Raw genomic sequence first — 20,221 nt, forward strand, 5'->3', positions numbered from 1 at the left:
GAATAAGGTAACAATCGGAAAATGCAAATTTCGAGTAACCTTTGTAACCTTTTTCGAAGAATAACCCCAACTCCCTGAAGAGGCTTTTCAAGCGACAGCTAAATCCCCTTTAGGGGAAAGAGGGGTAAGATGTAACAATAGAAAAATAAATTCTTGCTGTGACTTTTGTTACCTTTTTCATGGGAATTGAAAATGAATGATGACATTTGTTGACTGATAACTGTTGACTGATAACTGATTTTTTGTTAGCTTTTAGAAAGAGGAGACCGTAAATATTAAAAAATAAAAAAATAAATGTCAGTTATCCGAAAAAAAATTCATTAATTTGTGTAACCGAGTTATGATGAGTTTTTAATATTGTGTGTAACATTGATATGCATTAAGTAACAAAAGTATTTAATGACACATCTAAAAAGAATAACTATCTGTTGCACCTATGCTTACAAAGTAAATAAAGAGGTCTGAGACCTTAAAAAACTTACAAGGCTATAGAGTAAGCCTTTGACTCTAACAATTTAATAAGTGGAATATCGAACCTAACTTATCCTATTATGAACGAGAATCTTGATCCTGCTTTGCAATCTGAAAATGAAGCAATTATTGCTAATACAGAGCAAGCTGAAACTACTGTTGAACCTCAATTGCCCGACTATCAGTCATTGACAAAAGAGGAGATAATTTCAAAATTACAGGAACTATCAAAACACGAGCATGTACCCTCCAGAGCCGAAGTAGAAGCCCTGAAGCATGCGTTTTATAAACTTAAATCTACCGAAAACGAGAATCTCAAGAATCTGTTCATTGCCGATGGAGGTGAGGAAGATGCTTTTGCAGCTCCACTAGATCCAATTGAAGAAGAATTTAAGGGTCTTCTTAACCTGATAAAAGAAAAAAGAGCAATAGCTCTGGCTGAGGACGAAAAGGAAAAGGAAACCAATCTCGAAAAGAAGTATCAGATTATTGATGCTTTAAAAAATCTGACAGAAAGTACAGATGATTTCAATAAGCTATACAAAGAGTTCAAGGACTTGCAAGCCAAATGGACAGAAATAAAACAAGTTCCGGCCGCAAAAGTAAACGAACTTTGGAAATCATATCAAACATATTCTGAGAAATTCTATGACTTGATTAAGATAAATAACGAATTCAGGGATTATGACTTCAAAAAGAATCTTGATCTCAAAACTTCAATCTGCGAAGCTGCTGAAAAATTGCAGAACGAATCAGATGTAGTCTCGGCGTTTCATCAATTACAGAATTTTCATCAGCAATGGAGAGAAATAGGCCCTGTAGCCAAAGAATTGCGTGACCAGATATGGGAACGTTTTAAAGCTGCTTCTACAGAGATAAACAAAAGACACCAATCTCATTTTGAATTGCTAAAAGGACAGGAAGAAAATAACCTGGCTGAAAAAACGGCTATCTGCGAAACTCTGAAAGCGATTGATTACTCAGGATTGAATTCATTCAAAGCATGGGACGACAAAAGCAAAGAAATTATTGAATTACAGGCTAAATGGAAAACTATAGGTTTCGTCCCTCGTAAATTTAATAATCAGATATTTGAAGAATACAGAGGTCTATGTGATACATTTTTTGAGAAAAAAGCCGAGTTTTTCAAACATCAGAAAGATGAGATGGAAGCCAACCTTGAGAAGAAAAGAGAGCTTTGCGAGCGTGCTGAATCACTGAAAGACAGTACTGATTGGAAAAAGACAGCAGATGAGCTGATCACAATTCAAAAAACATGGAAGATAATAGGTCCTGTTCCACGTAAATATTCTGACGCTATCTGGAAGCAATTTGTTTCGGCTTGCGATTATTTTTTCGATCAAAAGAATAAAAATTCCTCTTCTCAAAAAGAGGAAGAGCTTGCAAATCTGGATGCTAAAAAAGCTATAATAGAGAAAATAAATAATCTGGAACAAGTTGGTTCATCAGACGAAATGACTACTTTGCGTGAATACATGAATGAATGGCATGAAGTAGGATTTGTTCCATTCAAAGAAAAAGACAAAATCTACAAAGAATATCAGGCTGCTCTTGATGTCCAGTTCGATCGATTAAAAATGGATAAGTCAGAAAGACGTTTCCAGTCATTCAAATCTAATCTGGACGATATCTCTAAATCTGAAAAGCCTAAAGGACGTCTTTATAAAGAACGCGAAAAACTGATGTATCAGTTTAACAAGGTAAAGTCCGATTTGCAGACATACGAAAATAATATGGGATTTTTATCTATATCAAAAGGAGCCGGAGGTTTACTCAAAGATATGGAACACAAAATTCAGGATTTGAAAAATGAACTGGATCTGATTGTTCAGAAAATAGAAACAATTGATAACAGTTTAAACAATATTGATTAAATCTGAATATCAAGTAAATATCAGAGGTGAATCTTAAGATTTGCCTCTTTTTTTTTAGACTTAAACAAAAATGGCTGTATTCCCGAACTTATCTATACCTTTGTTGTTATTATTTAAAATTAATCTAAATAACATAGTTCTTTTTTTAAGACTAAAAAATAAAATTTATCATGAGCAAAATAGCAATAGTTTATGGGACTTCTACAGGGGCAACTAAGGATATAGCTGCTAAAATTCAGAAAGCACTAGGTGCAGGCGATTTGTATGATGTTGCTAACCTCAGTCTGGATCAATTAAAGCCTTACGACTTCCTTATACTAGGAGCATCTACAACAGGATACGGAGAATTGCAGGATGATTGGGATTCTGTCCTTCCTAAATTTTCGGCACTAGACTTTTCAGGAAAGAAAGTAGCACTATTCGGGTTAGGTGATAGTTCATCATACTCTGATACTTTTGCTAACGGAATGGGGCAGTTATACAATGCTATCAAAGATAATGCAGAGATAGTAGGTGCTGTATCTACAGAAGGCTATACTTTCGATGATTCGGAAGCTGTTGTTGATGGTCAGTTTGTTGGTTTAGCTATTGATGATGATAACGAATTTGACCAAACTGATTCACGTGTAGATGCTTGGGTTAATGACTTAAAGCAATATATCTAATAAAAACTGTTATATGGCATGAATGCCCCAACCATCTGGCTGGGGCATTCTATTTATATAGTACATCCTTCGTATTCGGCAATTGCCTCCTTCCAAAGCTCGGGCACTTTCATGGCAATCAGCTCTTTCGGATTATATGTCACCGCAACCGAGTGACAGCGACATTTAATCTCATTTGTAAGTGTATTTCTGACCTGCTGCAAAAAGGTCACACTCTTTGTTCCCACTTTTACGATTTTTGTGTCTACAGCTATTTCCTCTTTATAGAAAACAGGAGCCACAAAGTCGACTTCAATATGTGCAATCACAATAATACCATCGATCCAACTGACATAAGAGGCCTTCAAGTCTTCGAAGTAATTGATCTTCCCCAGATCGAAATAACTGAAATAAATATTATTATTGATATGCCCGATTGCATCCACATCATTAAACCGTATCTGAATAGGCAATGAGTGTCTAAAAGCCTCTTCTGTTACGATACTTTCTTTTGTTTCCATTCTTTGTATTCTGTATCTTATCTGAATATTATATCCTGTATGACTTCCATTCCCACATGAGTATTGAGGTTTTGGACAATCCGCTCTTTAACCATTATAAGTTCTGCCCTCAATACAGATGAAGAAAGGTGTACATACAAAATGTTATTTCTGAAATAGATATTTGTTGTATAAGAAGCGACTGCCGAACCCAGAATTTTTCCCCAACCGGAGATAACCCTGCTCTCAGCTAGTTTTCGCTGAAAGAAAGGATTCTCCTCGAAGAATTGTCGGAGAACTTCACCCAGACTTTCTGTATTATGCTTTCTCATCTTATTATATCTGTTATAACTTATTCACTTCTCCCGATTGTACCTGATAGAGATGGTATTCGCTATTCAGCCCCCGAAGGATTTCATCCAAGTGCTCACGGTTTGTATCTGTGATGAATATCTGCCCAAAATTGTCTCCTGCAACCAACTTCACGATCTGTTCGACACGGGACGAATCTAATTTATCAAATATATCATCTAAAAGAAGAATCGGAGTTATCTTTCCTGATTTTTGAAGAAAGTCAAACTGTGCCAGCTTCAAGGCCACCACATACGTTTTGTTCTGTCCTTGCGATCCTACTTTCTTTATCGAATAATCGCCTAGCTGCATATCCAGATCATCCCTATGGACTCCGGTTGTTGTATAGCCTAAAATCTTATCCCGATCACGTTTCTGTTTGAGTAAACCGAGAAGATTTCCCTCTGCCAGTTGAGACTCATAAGTCAGAGAAACTGTTTCGTTCGATTGACATATAAAATTATAGTAATGCTGAAATGTAGGCACAAACTCATCTATAAACGATTTGCGTTTGTGATAGATAATTATCCCTTCAGCAGCCAGCTGCTCTTCCCATATTTCATATAGCGATCCATCGGTCTGCATCTCTGATTTTAACAAAGCATTACGCTGCTGCAAAGCTTTGTTGTAGCGAATAAGGGATTGCAGATACTCTTTGTCAAATTGCGAGAGTACTACATCCATAAATTTGCGTCTCTCTTCGCTTCCTCCCGTTATCAAGTCCGAATCGGCAGGAGATATCATAACTAAGGGCAGGCATCCGATATGATCGGACAGTTTTTCGTATTCTTTTTTATTACGTTTAAACTGCTTTTTCTGGCGGCGTTTAATTCCACAGAAAAATTCATCCTCCTTTCCATTATCTTGTTTATAATAACCCTGTATTAGAGATAAATCTGCATCATGTTTTATGTTTTGAGAGTCTATCAGATTATTATGACTTTTGCAAAACGATAAATAATAGATAGCGTCCAGCAGGTTAGTCTTCCCCATACCGTTATTGCCCAGAAAACAATTTACCTTGGGGGAGAATGACAAATCTGCCTGATCTATATTTTTATAGCTTAAAATGGATAAACGCTCTAAAATCATAACATACAAAGATATTTAAAATAAATAAGAGCTGAAACCTTATCATTCTTTTACTGGAAGTACTTTTTTCATTTCCTCAACAAAGACAGCAGCCATCTTTCGCTGGATATACTGGCTTTCTCCCCTAAACTGATGCCATCCGAATACTTCACCGTCAATATCTTCGGTATTGTTATCTGTAAAAATAATGCTTGTCTGTTGTTTGGTGACGGGATGAAGGGCATTTTTCGAAAATCCGATATAACGATCGAATTCTATTACAGGAAATCCCCATTTTTCAGCCAGCTCACGAACTGTGCGATTATACAAAGGGCGACTGTCGTGCCAATGAGTCGAAAGAACAATAATGGCAGGTTTACCGGTAATAGTATTGTAGTATTTCGAGTTTTTATCAAACTTCAGATTATAGCAATCCGTCAGGTATTTTTTTATTACATAATCGTACGCAGCAGCATAATTCGAGCGGTCAAAAGGAATCTTATAATCTTCGATATTCTCCTTTATTTCCGAATCTTCAACTACATCTTTATCGTGAACATGCATTATCACAAACGCATCTATTTCTTCCAGTTCGGCTTTGGTATACAATTCACCTTTTGCCATTTTATTGGCAGCATCTGCTATTGCTTCCGCTCCTACTGCCCTGTTTACTGGTGTGGCATTCAATTGCCTGCATCCTACTTCGAACCAGCCGTTTTCGTCCGATGCAAATGAAGCTCCGGTTAATAATAACTTGTACTTATTCTGAGAACAGGCACTTATAGTAATAACCATCAAGGCTAATAAACATACTTTTTTGATCATACTTTTTCTGTTTTTATAAAACAAAGGTAAGCGGAAATCAGTTAACAGTCAAACGTGATCAATTATTGGCTATTAATTTGTCATTGACTGAAAAAGGTTACACTAAAATAAGACTTTTTCTTATGTCTATTTTATTTCGGAATTATCGAATTTCTCATTTTTACTTTCATCTTTTACAATATAGATAATTAAAAAAAGCATTTGATGATATGTTTTTTCTCTGTTATAGACTGTTCTGTTACGCTTACAAAATCAATAAAAAGGTCTGAGACCTTAAAAATCAGAAATGCGGTTGTCTGTTATTTTCTCTGTCCCAGCAAAAAATCCATGGATATCATTATCTTTGTGATAAATCTTAAAAGAATAGATAGCATGGGAGAATTGAGCATCAATTATAATAATTCGAAGTCACATAAATTTTTGTCTTTGATTGCCGGCGGATATATTATTCTGTTCGGATTGTACAGGTGTGTCGGCCTTGCGATAGGCAATCAGTTTACATTTGATTTTTATATCGGTCTTATAGCTGTTATCTTAGGAGCAATATTAGTCCTGAATGTAACGGTATGGGCAGCAAAACCGATCCTAGAGTTAAACTCTGATTCTATTTATGTGAAAATGCCCGATCAGAAAAGCGTTTACCGTTCGGAGTGGATCAACATCAAAGAAGTAAGTTTTGGAGTTAGTTACCTCAAGATGAACGAAACTGACGGTAAAACTTACAATATAGATATCAGCGGGTTAAAATACAATGACCTGAAGATCGTAAAAAGCCGCATCGTAGAACTTTGCGAATCTAAAAACATTCCATATAAAAACGATTGATTTGCTAATCAAAGAAATATAAAACCGGACTGCTTACTAATTAAGTATTCCGGTCTTTTTTGTTAAAATAGTAGAGATAAATTCTTAAAAGATGATCTTATTTTTACGGTAAGAACTTAAAGAGTCTTAAAAGAAGATTGTTGATTTGAACACTTTATTGTATTTCGGTTGTTAATACAAGAGTATTAAGGTATTAGTGTATATGAAAATTAAGGGTAAACATCTGGCTATACATGTCGGACGAGGATTAAAGTACACCATTTGGTCGATAAATATTGTGCTGATGATTCTCCTTGTTTTGTCTACTTATGCACAGAGCGTGTCACCGTTGGATTTTGTTTTTATATCTTATTTGGGATTAGGTTTCCCTATATTACTACTTGCTAATTTTGCTTATCTTATATTATGGGCTATTTTCCTTAAATGGAAGTTTGCTCTCCTTCAAATAATAGCTTTGGCATTTTGCTGGACATCTATCGATACGTATGTGCCGATGAATTCGCCGGTGGAGAATATACCGGATAAGGCTTTCAAAATAATGTCTTATAATGTTCGTGGTTTTGATTGGTTGGTAGGGGATGACGCACGCGAAAATCCCATTTTATCATATATAGCCAACAGTGGAGCAGATATTGTCTGTATGCAGGAGTTTGCTGTTGATATAAAAAAGGACAAGGAAAAGATAATATCCCTTCAGGAGTTTGACGATATTATGGAAAAATATCCATATCGTACTATCATCAGGCTGGGAGATACAATCAGCTCTACAATGTATGGGTTGGCATGTTATTCGAAATATCCGATAGAAAGGGTTGCCCGTGTACCGATTGAAAGTGCTTTTAACGGTTCGGCAATGTATGAGATAAAGATAGGAAAGAAGTATATAACTATAGTTAATAATCATCTCGAGTCGAACCGTCTAACAGCGGAAGACAAGGAATTATATAAAGAGCTGGTTGTAAATCAACGGCGTGATAAATTGGGGGCTGTTACTCAAAGCATCCGTAGTCATCTTGATCCGGCCTTTAAAACGCGTGCGGTACAAGCCAATATTATAGCTGACTGTATACGACAGCAGAGAGGAAAAACCGACGCTATGATTATTTGCGGTGACTTTAACGAACCTCCTATTTCCTATGCTTACGAGAAGATCAAGGGGAACTTCCTTGATGCGTATAAATATACCGGATCGGGAGTCGGGATCACATATCATCAGGATGGATTCTTCTTTCGTATTGACTACATCATGCACAGTCTTAATCTGCAAGCCTATAATTGCACAGTGGGTACAGTCAAATATTCAGATCATTACCCTATATGGGCTTGGATCAGCTTTAAATGATAGGATGTTTATGAGGTGAATTTTTGATAATTAACGTCGCATTGTATTTAGCCCGATATTCCTTTTGTTTTTGTTGTATATCTGCTCCGGATAGAGGGCACCGGACACTTATTATGAAGCAAAACTTATCTTGCTTTTTTAAGGACTTGCTAAGTCTTGTCATAGTTGCTTCTATTTGTCTCAAAGCGTGAGGGATATCATGACCTTTCAACTCTACAAAATATTCAATATCAGTTGTAGTATCTATTAACAGGTTGTCACACTTAGGTGTATTGTCTGTAATTTGGCAACCATCGACAATTATCTTTTTTATTTCTTTTCTGGCTGTGTTTTCGAAAATAATCTTACTTCTATTTTCTTCACATTTTATCAGAGAATCGGTTACTGTCGTAGAGCAATGAGCCTTTATTTCTTCCATAGCTTATTCTCCAAATTCTATATCAAGAAGTGCATTAAACTCTTTGCTTATATCGTTCGAAACGTCATCAAGGATATTTTGAGATATAAGGTTGTTTTCTTTGTCTAATAATATTTCCTTTTTTCCGTCTTTAATCGAATAAGCAATAAGATCGTCAATAGATAAGACTTCTTCTTTGGGTATAATCTTATAAACTTTATCTGCCGAACCGGGCTTTGTCTTGATTATATTTCCTGCTTCTATTAGGTTATTAAATGATGCTAAGATATAAGGACTATGGGTTGTGATAAACAATTGTTTATTTTGAGTATTATATACTTGAGCGAGTAATTGTACTATTTTTTTCTGAGCATCAGGGTATAGGTGTGCTTCGGGTTCTTCTATATAAAGTGTAGTTGGTATCTCTTCATTTAAAATATATAACAAGAATAATATTAAAGGTAACGTTTCTTGTTGTCCCGAAGAAGCATTCATTAGATTAACTTTTCTTCCATCTGAGTGAATAAGGTAATCAAGATTATTTTCTCTTTTGTATTTCCCATGAAGAATTAGTTCTGAGATATTCTCAAGAGAAATACGTTCTTTATAAAAGAGAGAACACTTATGAAATTTTGCGTTTTCATAATTTGATCCAAATTCAATTAGAAATGGATCTATAGTTTGGTTTTTACGCAATAGGGTAAAGATACTGTTTTGAATGGTCGAAAAGAAACTTCTTCCAGCAGGTATAAATGCTTGCTTGTAATAGTCAGATTGGTTTTCATTATATAACTCAGAGGAAAATATTTTAGGATATTTCTTCTGAATAGTATTTTTTTGAAAACTAAGTAGCATTTCCATCAATAAAGGAGGCGTTTTAACTTCTATATTATTAGAATGCTCTTTTCGTTTTAGCTCGATAAAGATCTCTTTACCGTTATAATCTGAAAAAAATACTATTTTAAATGTTTTATGACTCCATGAATCAGGTGGAAAATATTCTTTAAAGTCCCGAGACACTAAAAAAGAGAACCCATTGCCTTTTAATATGTCAATGTTTTCCGAATAAGTAGTGTATTCATAAATTAAGGATTTAAAAAAATAAACCAATTTAATAATAACACTTTTACCGGCAGCTTGTGGTCCGATAAATATATTTATAGGTTTTAAATCAATCTCAATATGATCAAACCCTGCAAAATTCTTTATAATTAATTTTTCCTTAATCATATACTACGCTTATTCTGTTTTATCAAAGATAAAAATAATTATTCAAAATCCACGACAGTAATACCTGCACCTCCGAACTGTACGTGCTCGTCCTGATAATGTGCAACACCATTGACTGTCCGAAGATAATCTCTGATAATCTGGCGTAAAGCTCCTGTACCTGTTCCGTGCAGAATGCGGACACGTGATATTCCAACTTGTATAGCATCATCTATAAAGTACATGACAGCCTGAAGGGCTTCGTCTCCCCGCATTCCCCGAACATCAATATCCTGCTTGAAATTGAGTTTTTTCTCATATACCATATCACTCGTTTGCGAACTGATAAAAGTGCTCTTTTGTGCATCACGTTTCAATTGATTCTTGCTCACTTTCTCAAGAGTCTCGAATTTTACAGTCGATTTTATCATACCGAAGGCTACAACAGCATTCTTTCCTTGTATATCCAGAACCTCTCCTGCAGATGTTTGTCCCTTCATTCTTACATTGTCACCTACTTCAATGATTTCTTTTTTATACTCTTTAGCAGGTTTCGTCTTATCTTTCTTACTCTTTTCCTTATCCTGTAACTTCTGTATCTTGCGGGCTATTTTGTCATCAATAGCATGATCAGCCGATTCGATACGTTCTTTAAAAGCAGCCAGACCTTTGCGTATATCTTTGGTCTTTTCTTTTTCGGCCTGAGCCTCTTTGATTTCCCTTATTGTATTCTCAATTTTGGCATTAGCGTCCGAAAGAAGCCTTTGTGCTTCTTCTTTTGCCTGCTTAATGATCTCTTTGCGTTGCTTTTCTATATCTGTGAGGTTATGCTCGTAACGGGAAGTAATGTCTTCGAGTTTCTTTTCCTGAATGCGTACATTGTTTCTTTTCGATTCCCAGTAACGCTTGTCCCGAACAATATCCTGCAGGTATTTATCCATGTTGATATAATCGCTGCCTACTATCTCCGAAGCATCGGCTATGACATCTTCCGGTAAACCTATTTTTCGGGCAATTTCTATTGCGAATGAACTTCCAGGATTACCGATAGACAAGGTAAACAGTGGCTGCATAATGTGCCGGTCGTATAGCATAGCTCCATTGATGACCCCTTTATGCTCATTGGCAAAATGTTTCAAGTTCTGATAGTGGGTTGTAATAACTCCAAATGAACCTTTTTCGTTGAATCGTTTTAATAGCGATTCGGCGATAGCTCCTCCGATCTGGGGTTCGGTTCCTCCTCCGAATTCATCAATAAGAAGGATTGTTTTATTATCGCAGTTGCGGACAAAATATTTCATGTTGGTCAGGTGAGAACTATATGTACTCAGATCATTCTCTATTGATTGTTCATCACCGATATCAATAAATATTTTACCGAAAATGCCTACCCTCGAACTTTCATCCAACGGTATGGGTAAACCGCACTGCACCATGTATTGAAGTAACCCTACTGTTTTCAGACAGACAGACTTACCTCCGGCATTAGGTCCGGAGATGATCAATAAACGGTTTTCTTCGTCCAGCCATATATCAAGAGGTACGATTGATTTACCTTGTTTCTTATGAGACAGATAGAGTAGGGGATGTTTGGCTCTGTTCCAGCCTATTTCCTGTTTGTTTTCTACGATAGGACGTATGGCTCCTATTTCTATAGAGAGTCTGGCTTTCGCACGGATAAAGTCTATCCATGCAAGGAAATTGTAGGACTGTAAAATATCGGGAGTGAAAGGGCGAACCTCATTGGTGAAAGCGATCAGTATCTTTACAATCTCCCGGCGTTCTTCACTTTCGAGTTCCCTTACTCTGTTGTTGGCTTCCACAACTTCGGCAGGCTCAATAAAAACTGTTTTACCTGTAGCGGATTCGTCATGTACTATACCTTTCAGTTTTCGCTTAAATGCAGGAGCGACAGGTATTACCAACCGTCCGTCACGCATGGTTGGCGATACGTCTTTTTCGACCAGCCCTTCGGATTGAGCCGCACGCAGTATGCTGTTCAGAGTACGGGATATACTGCCCGCCACCTGTGACATCTCTTTGCGGATACGGTTCAGCTCTACGGATGCATTGTCTTTGATACGTCCGTATTTATCCAGGATCGAATCTATCTTGTTTAGTAGTTGAGGAAATACCAATACATCACCTGCCAATATCTGCAAGTGAGGGTAGGGAGTATTCTCCTGATCTTCTTTCCGAAGAAAACTTACTATATCTTTAATTGTTTGCAACGAACGGCGCAGATCGAATACTGCACTTTCGTCGAGCCATGTACCTTCTACGCGAATGTTCTTTAAGGCTGGCCGGACATCGAAAAAATGATTTACAGGAAAATCATCTTCTTCCTGTATGATGCGTATAAATTCTTCGGTTTGCGACAGCAAGCTTTGCACGGTCTCATAATCTGCAGAGAAGCCCATCTCTTCCGTTTTTTCTATTCCCAGCGGACTAAGGCATCTATCGGTTATAAGACTGCGTATCTTGTCGAAACCTATTTTATGTTCGAAATTACTCGGATATATCACGTTATGTTAAATCTAAAATTGTTAGGGTCTCAGACCTTTAAGGCTGCAAAGATAGTAAACAATAGGTAAATAATGAAGAGTGAAAACTTGTCGATGAAAATTCCGAAAATGATTTATACGCTAAATATTATGTTGAACAAAAATATACAGCAAACGTTTTAAGAGAAAGTATAAACTATTATTATAGGGATTTATGTTAGATAATATTATTAATCTTGTAAAGGAACAGGCTCTGGGAGCAATTAGCGGAAACGCCGGAGTACCTGCCGATAAGAAAGATGCAGCGGTTAACGCTACTACTTCATCTATAGTTGATGGTTTAAAAGAACATTTCACACCGGATAATTTATCCGCCATAACCAATCTTTTTTCAGGTGGGGTGTCTGACACTCAAGGGATAAGTTCGAGTTTACAGACTTCGGTAGTATCGGCACTCAGTGAAAAGGTAGGCTTGAGCAAAGATGTCGCAAATAGTATTGCTTCTGCAGTGATACCTGCGGTTATAGGATTGTTCTCTAAAAAGACAAATGATCCTAACGATTCGGGATTTAGTATCGAATCTCTGGTGCAAGCCTTTAGCGGAGGTAAGGGCGGAGGTATCTTCGATGCCTTAGGTAGTTTATTTGGAGGAAAGAAGTAACAAAACGGTATTTTTTTAAGGTAAAGCTGTAATAGGGATAATGTCCTTTTACAGCTTTTGTCGTGAAAAGAAGTGAGTATTTAAATTCCTATAATTACTTAAAAGAATTATCGAATTGATAGCCTATCCGTATAAATTCTTATTTTTGTTTGATAATGAAAGTATTCTATGATATACTTTTGGTTTATAACTGGTTCTGGTTATTTTACTAACCAGAGCAATAAATAGGTCTGAGACCTTTATCATGATAAAGCATATTTCTTTTGACTTATGGATGACGTTGATACAATCTCATCCCGAATTTAAATTGAAGAGAGCTCAATTAATAATTGACATGTTCAAACTGAAGGACTGTAATGCTCTCGAAATCGATGCTTTTGTAAGAAAAGTAGACAAAATATTCGACCGTAAAAATATGATTAGCGGGCAAAAATTATCGGCGAATAAGATGTATTGCAAAGTATTGCAGAAAGTATTGCCCCAAACAGAAGTTGTTACTGAAGAGAGGGCAGTTGATCTTCGTAAAAGGTCAGATGAACTATTTATAAAATACAGTCCTGTTTTTCTTAATGATAGTATTAAGGATATTCTGTTTAACCTGAAAGAAAACGGCTACACCTTGAATCTTTCAAGTAATACAGGTTTTGTTGAAGGGGATATTCTAAGACCTGTACTTGATCAAATGGGGATTCTGAATTGCTTTGATTTTCTTGTCTTCTCGGATGAGATCAATGCATCAAAGCCATCTTCACATTTTTTCGAAGTGGTTCACAAGCAGGCATCTGTCGCTAAAAATGAAATATTACATATCGGAGATAATCCAAAAGCAGACTATATGGGGGCTAAAAGCTTTGGTTTTGACGCCTTATTGATAACAGACGACAACTATACACTAAATGACATTAGACGAAAATTATAAGGGAAGGCTTATTCACTACAGCGGATTCCTTATCGAAGATGAAAAAGTATTCGGATTTTCTCCGGACGATTATTCTAAGTTTAAACACGGGGCGGCAAATATAGCCCGAAAATTCGGGGAAGATTTAGCAGACCGATTTATCAGTGAATGTTTTTCCAGAACATATGACGGACGGCAGATTGTAGTTGTGCCGAGTGCTTACTCGTATATTCCTACTGCCTCGTATTTTATGATGAAATATTTTGTGCGAAAGCTGAATGTTTATCTCTATGAAAACGGATATCCGGTTGTACAGGAAACAAAGATAGACAGGTCTGTTACTTATCGTGAAGATTATGGCGAAATGTCGGCACAGGATAGATATAATCTTATTAGCGGTGATAAATTTCATATAGATAAAACCTTTCTCGAAAACAAGATATTACTTTTTCTGGATGATATAAAAATCACAGGAACGCATGAACGGATTATCTTGAAGATGCTGAATGAATATCATATAGAGAATGATTCTTACATGCTTTATTTTGCGGAGCTAGTAAATAAATCGATCTCTCCTAAATTCGAGAATTTTCTAAACAACTATTGTATTTCAGAGCTTAGAGATATTGACCGGATTATAAAAGAAGAAGAATTCGTGTTTAACACACGGGTTGTAAAATATATATTAAATGCTTCTCCCGAAAAGTTTAATGAGTTTATTTGCCGTCAGTCTCAGGCTTTTATCTCGGAGCTGTATTATAATTCCATCGGAAACGAATACTTTAAATTTGAACAGTATTTGTGTAACTTGGATCAGCTGAAAAAATTAACACATGTTCAGTGTATATTATAAAATACAGGATAACGTATTGAGGGGTAGAGTAGAGAGTTAATAATCAGTTAAATAATTAATTCTCAGAAATAACGGTATAGTAAATAAAACTAAAATTAATTGTCGGATATTCGGGTTTGTGTCATTTTATTTTTATTTTTGCATTTGGTATATTAAATATTCATATTAAGAACAACTCAAAGTAAATTAGTAAAATGGCTAGTAGAACTTCGTATACTTATCAAAAAGAGCTACTCATCCGACTGAAAGAAACTCTTGAAGTCTTCAGAGAAGACATGTCTAATGTTGCCCGAAATTATAAAAATGCTGTTCAAAACCTGCATGATAATGAAGGGTTGATGGACGAGACATATGACGAGTATTATGTAAATTATCTGAATCCTACAGTTGAGGTATTAAATAGTATTTTGGAACGTATTGATACAGAGGATGTCGCATTTATAGAGAAAGAAATAAACTTCTTGTCAAGCAGATAAATAAAGTTAACATATCATGGATGATAAATTGTGCCAATCTATTCAACAGAATCTGGAAGCACAAGGGATCTCTCTAACCGAAAAAGAAGTCCGGAACCTGTACATTGCTGCACTTTCCGGGATATATGATTTAACGGAAGAGGGAGAGGTTGTCGATATTCCGGATTTTGGATCTTTCTGGAAAAAGAAAACAGATAATGCATCTGTGAGTCTTTTTACTTCGAACGACAGGCTAAATGATTGTGTAAATAAGCAAGATGAGTAAGCAAACGGATCAAAACAAACTAAGCGAAATCGTAGTTGATCGGACTCGGTGCAGCCGGGTTTCAGCAGATGCTTTTATACAGCAGCTATTCACCGAGATAGAGAAAGAACTGATTTCGAATTCCTTTATAAAATTAGAGGGGCTGGGCTTGTTCCGCGTTATAAAAAGTGGAAATAAAAAGCGTGTTCTGTATCTGGGCAGTAATGACCGGATAAGTGAAGAAATAGACCTATCGGGAGTGTATGCTGAGTCAGATAATAACGCGAATTTATCGGACAAAAGTTCTTCTGAAAATATAAGTTTTGATTCGGAAGACTATAATGATAAGCCGGCGAGTGAACTATTCGAAACTTTTGAAGATAAGTATCCTCAGGATGCCAATATTCCTTTACCTCCCGGATCATATATACCCAAAGAGAAAGGTGTACCTCAGCAAGATTATACATACATCGCTAACCGCAAGATGAATCTGATAAAGACATGCATCATAGCTTTGGCCATTCTATTGTTGTTTAGTATCGGTTACATTGCGATATCAGGTGCGTCTGATAAGCCAGATGAAAAGGTGTTAAGGGAAACCGGGTTCAGGGAACTGGTAAATCCTGATACACTCGCTTTCAATAAGGTGATAGTGCCGCAGGTGGACGTTTCTATTCAATACATATCCCGAATGTATTATGGGGATGACGCTTACTGGCCTTATATTTTTATGGCAAATAAAGATGCTGTTAATAAACTGATGGTCGTACGTGGAGGAACAAAGATTAGAATACCTCGTATATCAGTAGATTTAGCTGGTCTTCATGATGGAACTGTACAAAATTCGGTTAAAAGTTTAGCCAAAGATATTATCTTAGTTGAAAAATAAATAGTCTTCCGTCCGGTATTTCATATAGTATTATTTGGATATAATCTTCAGTTGTCTTTAATTTGCTGAATCGGTACAGAGGATAAGTCTTTTGTATAATACCAATTATTATTAGAGCTTAAGAACTATAGAGATATATGAGTAAATCCAGATCATCAAAGAAAAAGTCAAATTTAAAGCATCTGTATATACTGATTTTTGTTTTAGCTGCTTTAGGAGCGGGATATTATTATATAGAGAAGCTGGAAAAGGAATCGCCTCAAGGATATATTCCTGCACCTTTGACCGGAGAGGCCGGTGGACCGCAATATACATTACTTGAAAATACCGACAGCATAAAATATCAGGTAATAGTCATTTATAACAAAGATGTAAGTATCAATGATGTTGCTCGTGATTTTTATAATAACGACGCATTATGGCCATATATATACCTTGAGAATAAAGAGGTTATATCGAATCCTTTGGATATAAAGAAAGACGTAGTATTAAGAATACCACGCCTGTCTTCTAAATCTCAGAGTATTGATGATACGAAGTGTATCGAGCGGGCTAAGCAACTAGCGGATAGTATACTTAGCAAGCCTGTCAGTAACGAAGTGTATTAATACATTCGTCGGCACTCAATAACTCCTGAGTCCCTGTCTGCATATTCTTCAGCATAATCATATGTGAGTTTTTCTCGTCTTCGCCTATTATTGCCACATAAGGTATATTATTAGAATCGGCATAGGACATTTGCTTTTTCATTTTGGTGGATTCAGGATAGATCTCAGATGAGATACCTTCCTGCCTGAAACGGCTGATGATAGGTAATATATAATCCGATTCGGCTTCACCGAAGTTTACAAACAAAACTCGGGTTCCCAATACCGAATCTTTAGGATACAAATCCAGTTGGTTCAAAACATCAAATATTCGGTCTGCTCCAAAAGATATACCTACGCCTGATACACCGGGTAGTCCAAAAATCCCGGTCAGGTTATCATATCTACCACCTCCTGTGATACTTCCGATTTGTACGTCCAAAGCTTTTACTTCTATAATCGCACCTGTGTAGTAATTTAATCCTCGTGCCAGAGTCAAATCTAATTCTAGCTCAGATTTTAAGTTTATCAATTCGGTTTTAGCCAGAATAAACTCTAACTCCTCAACTCCTTTCAGTCCGATTTCTGATGCAGCCAGACTTGTTTTCAGAGTCTGGAGCTTTTGTGAATTACTGCCTTCTAGCAGAATTATCGGCTGCAGTTTGTCTATAGCCTCCTGTGACAAGTCTTTAGATAGGAGTTCTTCATTTACTTTCTCCAGTCCTATTTTATCTAATTTGTCTATGGCAACAGTTATATCGACTACCTTTTCGGGTGCTCCGATAATTTCAGCTATGCCCGACAATATCTTTCTGTTGTTGAGTTTTGTGCATACTCTGACATTGAGTCTGCTGAATACTTCGTCTATGATCTGAATCAGTTCAACTTCATTCAATAACGAATCGGAGCCTACAACATCAGCATCGCACTGGAAGAATTCTCTGTAACGTCCTTTCTGAGGTCGGTCTGCTCTCCATACAGGTTGTATTTGATATCGTTTGAATGGAAAGGATATTTCATTGCGGTGCATAACCACGTAACGGGCAAAAGGTACGGTAAGATCATATCTCAGTCCTTTTTCGCACGCTTTGGCGGCAAACGATACCGAGTTCTTTTGCAATAGCTCTTCGTCCGTAAATCCTGCTAAACAGTCTCCTGAGTTCAGTATTTTGAACAGTAATTTGTCTCCTTCTTCACCATACTTACCCATAAGGGTTGAAAGGTTTTCCATCGAGGGAGTTTCTATCTGCTTGTATCCAAACAGTTTATATACACTCCTGATTGTGTCGAAGATATAATTGCGTTTAGCCATTTCTTCGGGAGAAAAGTCTCGGGTGCCTTTTACAATTGAAGGTTTCTGCATCGTATTATTATTCTTAATTTTTAGCAAGTACAAAGGTAAGTAAATTGTGCTAAGTAAGGAATAGAAAGTATTTAATGATGTGTATTAAGTAATAATAGGCTGTTCTTTTTATACTTGCAAAGTAAATAAAAAGGTCTGTGACCTTAAAAGGCTTGTATCTGATCGGATTCGAATATCGAAACTCCCGCTGACTCTTGATTTGCCGAGCATAACATAGCTTTGGCTACCTGCCGGCATTCTACAGGACGATATTTCTTCCATTTGCCAGTCATGAAGAATGAGAAAGCCTTCATGACATAAGTCGATAGCTTTTCACCTAACCTAAACTCTTTCCTGTTGCCAGTGAGTAATGACGGACGGAATATCTTTACCGATGGTAACAATGCCTTGATTGAGTTTTCGCACTCGCCTTTGGTTCTGGTATAGAACACCGAAGATTGAGCATTTGCACCAATAGCGGTAATTATCAGGTACTGCTTTATTCCATTCTCTTTGGCTATCTCTGCGAAAGTGATAGGGTATTCATAATCTACTTTACGAAAGGCTGCCTGAGAACCTGCTTTCTTTATGGTTGTACCTAAGCAGCAAAAGAGGTCATCTCCTTTTACCAAGTCTTTGTAACTTTGAAGGTTGTCAAAGTCAATAACATATTCGGTAAGTATAGGATGTTCTTTACCCAGAGGTTTACGCACAAAGATCAGTACATGATTGTATGTTCCGCAGTCGAGAAGCATATCGAGCAGAAAGCCTCCGACTAATCCGGAGGCTCCCAACAATATTGCGGTTTTGTTGTTTTCAGTCATAATTTTTCACACCTAATAGTTTCATGGCATCAACATACTGTGCAATACCAACAGCCACTTTCTTGGCTTCCCGCATGGCAAGCACTACAGTTTGAGGGGTATGCACGACATCTCCACCTGCAAAAACTCCCCTTCTGGTAGTCATGCCGTAAGGGTGTTCGGATGTTGTGATATAGCCTTTGTCATTAACTTCTATTCCCAATGACGTAGATACGATACGGTTAGCAGGCTTAGAGCCGACAGCCATATATACCCTGTCCATAGGGATGGTTATTTCTCCATCGGGAGTCGCAATACGCATTCTGACCAGTTTTTGTTTACCGTTAACCTCTTCGCCTATCAGTTCCTGAGTATTAGCTTCCCACAGGAATTGTACCCCTTCTTTCTGAGCTTCCAGAAACTCGGATCTTAGGGCAGGCATATCTTCTTCTTTCCGGCGATATATGAGAGTTACACTTTCTGCCCCCATCCGTAAGGCTGTACGTGCAGTGTCCATAGCTACATTTCCCGCTCCGATTACAGCTACCTTCTCTTTTGCCTTAAGGGGTACATCGGTTCTTGGAATATCATCACTGGCGAATAAACTGACCATCCGGAGGAAATAAGCAGATTGAGCAACACCGTATAAGTTGTCGCCTGTTATTTTAAGTGATTGCGGAAGAGCTGTTCCTGAGCCTATAAAGACAGCATCGAAATTTTCATCGCTGAACATGGCATCTACAGTGATACTTTCGCCTACAATACAGCTATTACGGAATGTAACGCCCAGAGCTTCTATCTTTTTAACTTCACGACGTGTAATTTCATTTGGCAGGCGATACTCCGGTATGCCATATAAGAGTACACCACCGGGTTCTTTCTGGCTTTCGAAAACAGTCACATTAAAGCCATCCCGAGCAAGGTCTCCGGCAACAGTCAGTCCGGCAGGTCCCGAACCTATCACTGCAACTTTACCTCTGGTTTTTGGCTTCAGGCGCTCTTTCGTTAACCCCATTTCACTGTCGAAGTCGGCAATAAAACGTTCGAGTTTTCCTACTCGTATAGGGTTACCCTTTTTGTTGAGGATGCAGTGTCCTTCGCATTGTTTCTCGTGAGGACAGACACGTCCGCAAATAGCAGGCAGGTTACTTTTCTCGTTCAGTAACTCCATTGCACCGCCTATGTTTCCTTTAGATAGCTGATGTATCCATTCCGGTATTTTATGATCGATGGGACATCCCTGAACGCAGAGAGGATTCTTGCAATTGAGGCAGCGTTTTGCTTCATCTATTGCTTCTTTCATTGTATAACCGACGTGTAATTCGGCTAGTGCAGCTAATGTTCCTTTTTGTTGATCCTGATTCACTTCCATTGATGTGTTGATAATTCTTGTTCAAGTTTACAAAGATATGTAATTTTGCAATATGAACTTAT

21 protein-coding genes are annotated in these 20,221 nt (G+C 37.2%); 11 read left to right on the plus strand and 10 right to left on the minus strand.

Going from position 1 to position 20,221, the window contains the following annotated elements; translation table 11 throughout:
* Window positions 1-551: 551 nt before the first annotated feature.
* Both AABJ51_RS00075 and AABJ51_RS00080 read left to right on the plus strand, forming a co-directional pair.
* Window positions 552-2,366, plus strand: coding sequence for a DUF349 domain-containing protein (locus AABJ51_RS00075; protein WP_338373876.1), 1,815 nt, complete (start codon window positions 552-554; stop codon window positions 2,364-2,366).
* Between the two features lie 170 nt (window positions 2,367-2,536).
* Window positions 2,537-3,031, plus strand: a complete 495-nt coding sequence (locus AABJ51_RS00080; protein WP_134435930.1) for a flavodoxin — start codon at window positions 2,537-2,539, stop codon at window positions 3,029-3,031.
* A gap of 53 nt (window positions 3,032-3,084) precedes the next feature.
* On the opposite strand, the gene AABJ51_RS00085 is transcribed toward AABJ51_RS00080, so the two are convergent.
* Genes AABJ51_RS00085 through AABJ51_RS00100 form a run of 4 tightly spaced genes read right to left on the minus strand, consistent with a single transcriptional unit; the run spans window position 3,085 to window position 5,757 of the window.
* Window positions 3,085-3,531, minus strand: a complete 447-nt coding sequence (locus tag AABJ51_RS00085) for an acyl-CoA thioesterase (protein ID WP_338373877.1) — start codon at window positions 3,529-3,531, stop codon at window positions 3,085-3,087.
* A 17-nt stretch (window positions 3,532-3,548) separates the two neighbouring features.
* Entirely contained in the window at window positions 3,549-3,842 is a 294-nt protein-coding gene (locus AABJ51_RS00090) for a DciA family protein (RefSeq protein ID WP_338373878.1), read from the minus strand.
* A 13-nt stretch (window positions 3,843-3,855) separates the two neighbouring features.
* Complete coding sequence (gene recF, locus AABJ51_RS00095; RefSeq protein ID WP_338373879.1) at window positions 3,856-4,953, minus strand: DNA replication/repair protein RecF; 1,098 nt, start codon at window positions 4,951-4,953, stop codon at window positions 3,856-3,858.
* Between the two features lie 42 nt (window positions 4,954-4,995).
* Window positions 4,996-5,757, minus strand: a complete 762-nt coding sequence (locus AABJ51_RS00100) for a DUF5040 domain-containing protein (RefSeq protein WP_338373880.1) — start codon at window positions 5,755-5,757, stop codon at window positions 4,996-4,998.
* 327 nt (window positions 5,758-6,084) lie between these two features.
* On the opposite strand from AABJ51_RS00100, the gene AABJ51_RS00105 reads away from it, so the two are divergent.
* On the plus strand, window positions 6,085-6,582 hold the full coding sequence (locus tag AABJ51_RS00105) for a hypothetical protein (protein WP_051290691.1): 498 nt from the start codon (window positions 6,085-6,087) through the stop codon (window positions 6,580-6,582).
* 202 nt (window positions 6,583-6,784) lie between these two features.
* Window positions 6,785-7,924, plus strand: a complete 1,140-nt coding sequence (locus tag AABJ51_RS00110; RefSeq protein WP_338373881.1) for an endonuclease/exonuclease/phosphatase family protein — start codon at window positions 6,785-6,787, stop codon at window positions 7,922-7,924.
* Here AABJ51_RS00110 and AABJ51_RS00115 read toward each other — a convergent pair.
* Genes AABJ51_RS00115 through AABJ51_RS00125 form a run of 3 tightly spaced genes read right to left on the minus strand, consistent with a single transcriptional unit; the run spans window position 7,917 to window position 12,055 of the window.
* A complete protein-coding gene (locus tag AABJ51_RS00115) occupies window positions 7,917-8,342 on the minus strand; it encodes a hypothetical protein (RefSeq protein ID WP_321577226.1) in 426 nt (141 codons plus the stop codon). The genes AABJ51_RS00110 and AABJ51_RS00115 overlap by 8 nt on opposite strands.
* A gap of 3 nt (window positions 8,343-8,345) precedes the next feature.
* Entirely contained in the window at window positions 8,346-9,551 is a 1,206-nt protein-coding gene (locus AABJ51_RS00120) for an AAA family ATPase (RefSeq protein ID WP_338373882.1), read from the minus strand.
* Window positions 9,552-9,589: 38 nt separating this feature from the next.
* Window positions 9,590-12,055, minus strand: a complete 2,466-nt coding sequence (locus tag AABJ51_RS00125) for an endonuclease MutS2 (RefSeq protein WP_338373883.1) — start codon at window positions 12,053-12,055, stop codon at window positions 9,590-9,592.
* A 193-nt stretch (window positions 12,056-12,248) separates the two neighbouring features.
* On the opposite strand from AABJ51_RS00125, the gene AABJ51_RS00130 reads away from it, so the two are divergent.
* The 7 genes from AABJ51_RS00130 (at window position 12,249) to AABJ51_RS00160 (ending at window position 16,663) form a co-directional block, all read left to right on the plus strand.
* A complete protein-coding gene (locus AABJ51_RS00130) occupies window positions 12,249-12,695 on the plus strand; it encodes a DUF937 domain-containing protein (RefSeq protein WP_338373884.1) in 447 nt (148 codons plus the stop codon).
* Between the two features lie 244 nt (window positions 12,696-12,939).
* Entirely contained in the window at window positions 12,940-13,614 is a 675-nt protein-coding gene (locus tag AABJ51_RS00135) for an HAD family hydrolase (protein ID WP_338373885.1), read from the plus strand.
* Window positions 13,592-14,446: a phosphoribosyltransferase family protein gene (locus AABJ51_RS00140; protein WP_338373886.1), complete on the plus strand. Its 855-nt coding sequence runs from the start codon at window positions 13,592-13,594 to the stop codon at window positions 14,444-14,446. The genes AABJ51_RS00135 and AABJ51_RS00140 overlap by 23 nt, the downstream gene beginning before the upstream one ends.
* A gap of 194 nt (window positions 14,447-14,640) precedes the next feature.
* Entirely contained in the window at window positions 14,641-14,922 is a 282-nt protein-coding gene (locus AABJ51_RS00145) for a hypothetical protein (protein WP_026626245.1), read from the plus strand.
* Between the two features lie 16 nt (window positions 14,923-14,938).
* Window positions 14,939-15,187, plus strand: a complete 249-nt coding sequence (locus tag AABJ51_RS00150) for an HU family DNA-binding protein (RefSeq protein ID WP_026626244.1) — start codon at window positions 14,939-14,941, stop codon at window positions 15,185-15,187.
* On the plus strand, window positions 15,180-16,055 hold the full coding sequence (locus AABJ51_RS00155; protein WP_338373887.1) for a LysM peptidoglycan-binding domain-containing protein: 876 nt from the start codon (window positions 15,180-15,182) through the stop codon (window positions 16,053-16,055). Before AABJ51_RS00150 ends, AABJ51_RS00155 begins: the two co-directional genes overlap by 8 nt.
* Window positions 16,056-16,192: 137 nt before the next feature.
* Entirely contained in the window at window positions 16,193-16,663 is a 471-nt protein-coding gene (locus AABJ51_RS00160) for a LysM peptidoglycan-binding domain-containing protein (protein ID WP_026626242.1), read from the plus strand.
* Here AABJ51_RS00160 and hisS read toward each other — a convergent pair.
* The 3 genes from hisS to AABJ51_RS00175 all read right to left on the minus strand — a co-directional run bounded on the left by hisS (window position 16,644) and on the right by AABJ51_RS00175 (window position 20,159).
* On the minus strand, window positions 16,644-18,005 hold the full coding sequence (hisS, locus tag AABJ51_RS00165; protein ID WP_026626241.1) for a histidine--tRNA ligase: 1,362 nt from the start codon (window positions 18,003-18,005) through the stop codon (window positions 16,644-16,646). The two genes, AABJ51_RS00160 and hisS, sit on opposite strands and share 20 nt — an antisense overlap.
* Window positions 18,006-18,148: 143 nt before the next feature.
* A complete protein-coding gene (locus AABJ51_RS00170; protein WP_338373888.1) occupies window positions 18,149-18,808 on the minus strand; it encodes an NAD(P)H-binding protein in 660 nt (219 codons plus the stop codon).
* Window positions 18,801-20,159, minus strand: coding sequence for an NAD(P)-dependent oxidoreductase (locus tag AABJ51_RS00175; protein WP_338373889.1), 1,359 nt, complete (start codon window positions 20,157-20,159; stop codon window positions 18,801-18,803). The genes AABJ51_RS00170 and AABJ51_RS00175 overlap by 8 nt, the downstream gene beginning before the upstream one ends.
* Between the last annotated feature and the right edge of the window lie 62 nt (window positions 20,160-20,221).

This window comes from Indolivaga capnocytophagoides, assembly GCF_036511535.1.
Classification (GTDB): domain Bacteria; phylum Bacteroidota; class Bacteroidia; order Bacteroidales; family Dysgonomonadaceae; genus Dysgonomonas_A; species Dysgonomonas_A capnocytophagoides.

Excerpts from the sequence above, each read along its gene's own strand:
- AABJ51_RS00075 (WP_338373876.1), top strand. The coding sequence starts at position 552 with ATGAACGAGAATCTTGATCCTGCTTTGCAATCTGAAAATGAAGCAATT.
- AABJ51_RS00105 (WP_051290691.1), top strand. The coding sequence starts at position 6,085 with ATGGATATCATTATCTTTGTGATAAATCTTAAAAGAATAGATAGCATG.
- AABJ51_RS00080 (WP_134435930.1), top strand. The coding sequence starts at position 2,537 with ATGAGCAAAATAGCAATAGTTTATGGGACTTCTACAGGGGCAACTAAG.
- AABJ51_RS00115 (WP_321577226.1), bottom strand. The coding sequence starts at position 8,342 with ATGGAAGAAATAAAGGCTCATTGCTCTACGACAGTAACCGATTCTCTG.
- AABJ51_RS00175 (WP_338373889.1), bottom strand. The coding sequence starts at position 20,159 with ATGGAAGTGAATCAGGATCAACAAAAAGGAACATTAGCTGCACTAGCC.
- AABJ51_RS00155 (WP_338373887.1), top strand. The coding sequence starts at position 15,180 with ATGAGTAAGCAAACGGATCAAAACAAACTAAGCGAAATCGTAGTTGAT.
- AABJ51_RS00100 (WP_338373880.1), bottom strand. The coding sequence starts at position 5,757 with ATGATCAAAAAAGTATGTTTATTAGCCTTGATGGTTATTACTATAAGT.
- AABJ51_RS00150 (WP_026626244.1), top strand. The coding sequence starts at position 14,939 with ATGGATGATAAATTGTGCCAATCTATTCAACAGAATCTGGAAGCACAA.
- AABJ51_RS00090 (WP_338373878.1), bottom strand. The coding sequence starts at position 3,842 with ATGAGAAAGCATAATACAGAAAGTCTGGGTGAAGTTCTCCGACAATTC.
- AABJ51_RS00160 (WP_026626242.1), top strand. The coding sequence starts at position 16,193 with ATGAGTAAATCCAGATCATCAAAGAAAAAGTCAAATTTAAAGCATCTG.
- AABJ51_RS00170 (WP_338373888.1), bottom strand. The coding sequence starts at position 18,808 with ATGACTGAAAACAACAAAACCGCAATATTGTTGGGAGCCTCCGGATTA.
- AABJ51_RS00130 (WP_338373884.1), top strand. The coding sequence starts at position 12,249 with ATGTTAGATAATATTATTAATCTTGTAAAGGAACAGGCTCTGGGAGCA.
- AABJ51_RS00145 (WP_026626245.1), top strand. The coding sequence starts at position 14,641 with ATGGCTAGTAGAACTTCGTATACTTATCAAAAAGAGCTACTCATCCGA.
- recF (WP_338373879.1), bottom strand. The coding sequence starts at position 4,953 with ATGATTTTAGAGCGTTTATCCATTTTAAGCTATAAAAATATAGATCAG.
- AABJ51_RS00140 (WP_338373886.1), top strand. The coding sequence starts at position 13,592 with ATGACATTAGACGAAAATTATAAGGGAAGGCTTATTCACTACAGCGGA.
- hisS (WP_026626241.1), bottom strand. The coding sequence starts at position 18,005 with ATGCAGAAACCTTCAATTGTAAAAGGCACCCGAGACTTTTCTCCCGAA.
- AABJ51_RS00110 (WP_338373881.1), top strand. The coding sequence starts at position 6,785 with ATGAAAATTAAGGGTAAACATCTGGCTATACATGTCGGACGAGGATTA.
- AABJ51_RS00120 (WP_338373882.1), bottom strand. The coding sequence starts at position 9,551 with ATGATTAAGGAAAAATTAATTATAAAGAATTTTGCAGGGTTTGATCAT.
- AABJ51_RS00085 (WP_338373877.1), bottom strand. The coding sequence starts at position 3,531 with ATGGAAACAAAAGAAAGTATCGTAACAGAAGAGGCTTTTAGACACTCA.
- AABJ51_RS00135 (WP_338373885.1), top strand. The coding sequence starts at position 12,940 with ATGATAAAGCATATTTCTTTTGACTTATGGATGACGTTGATACAATCT.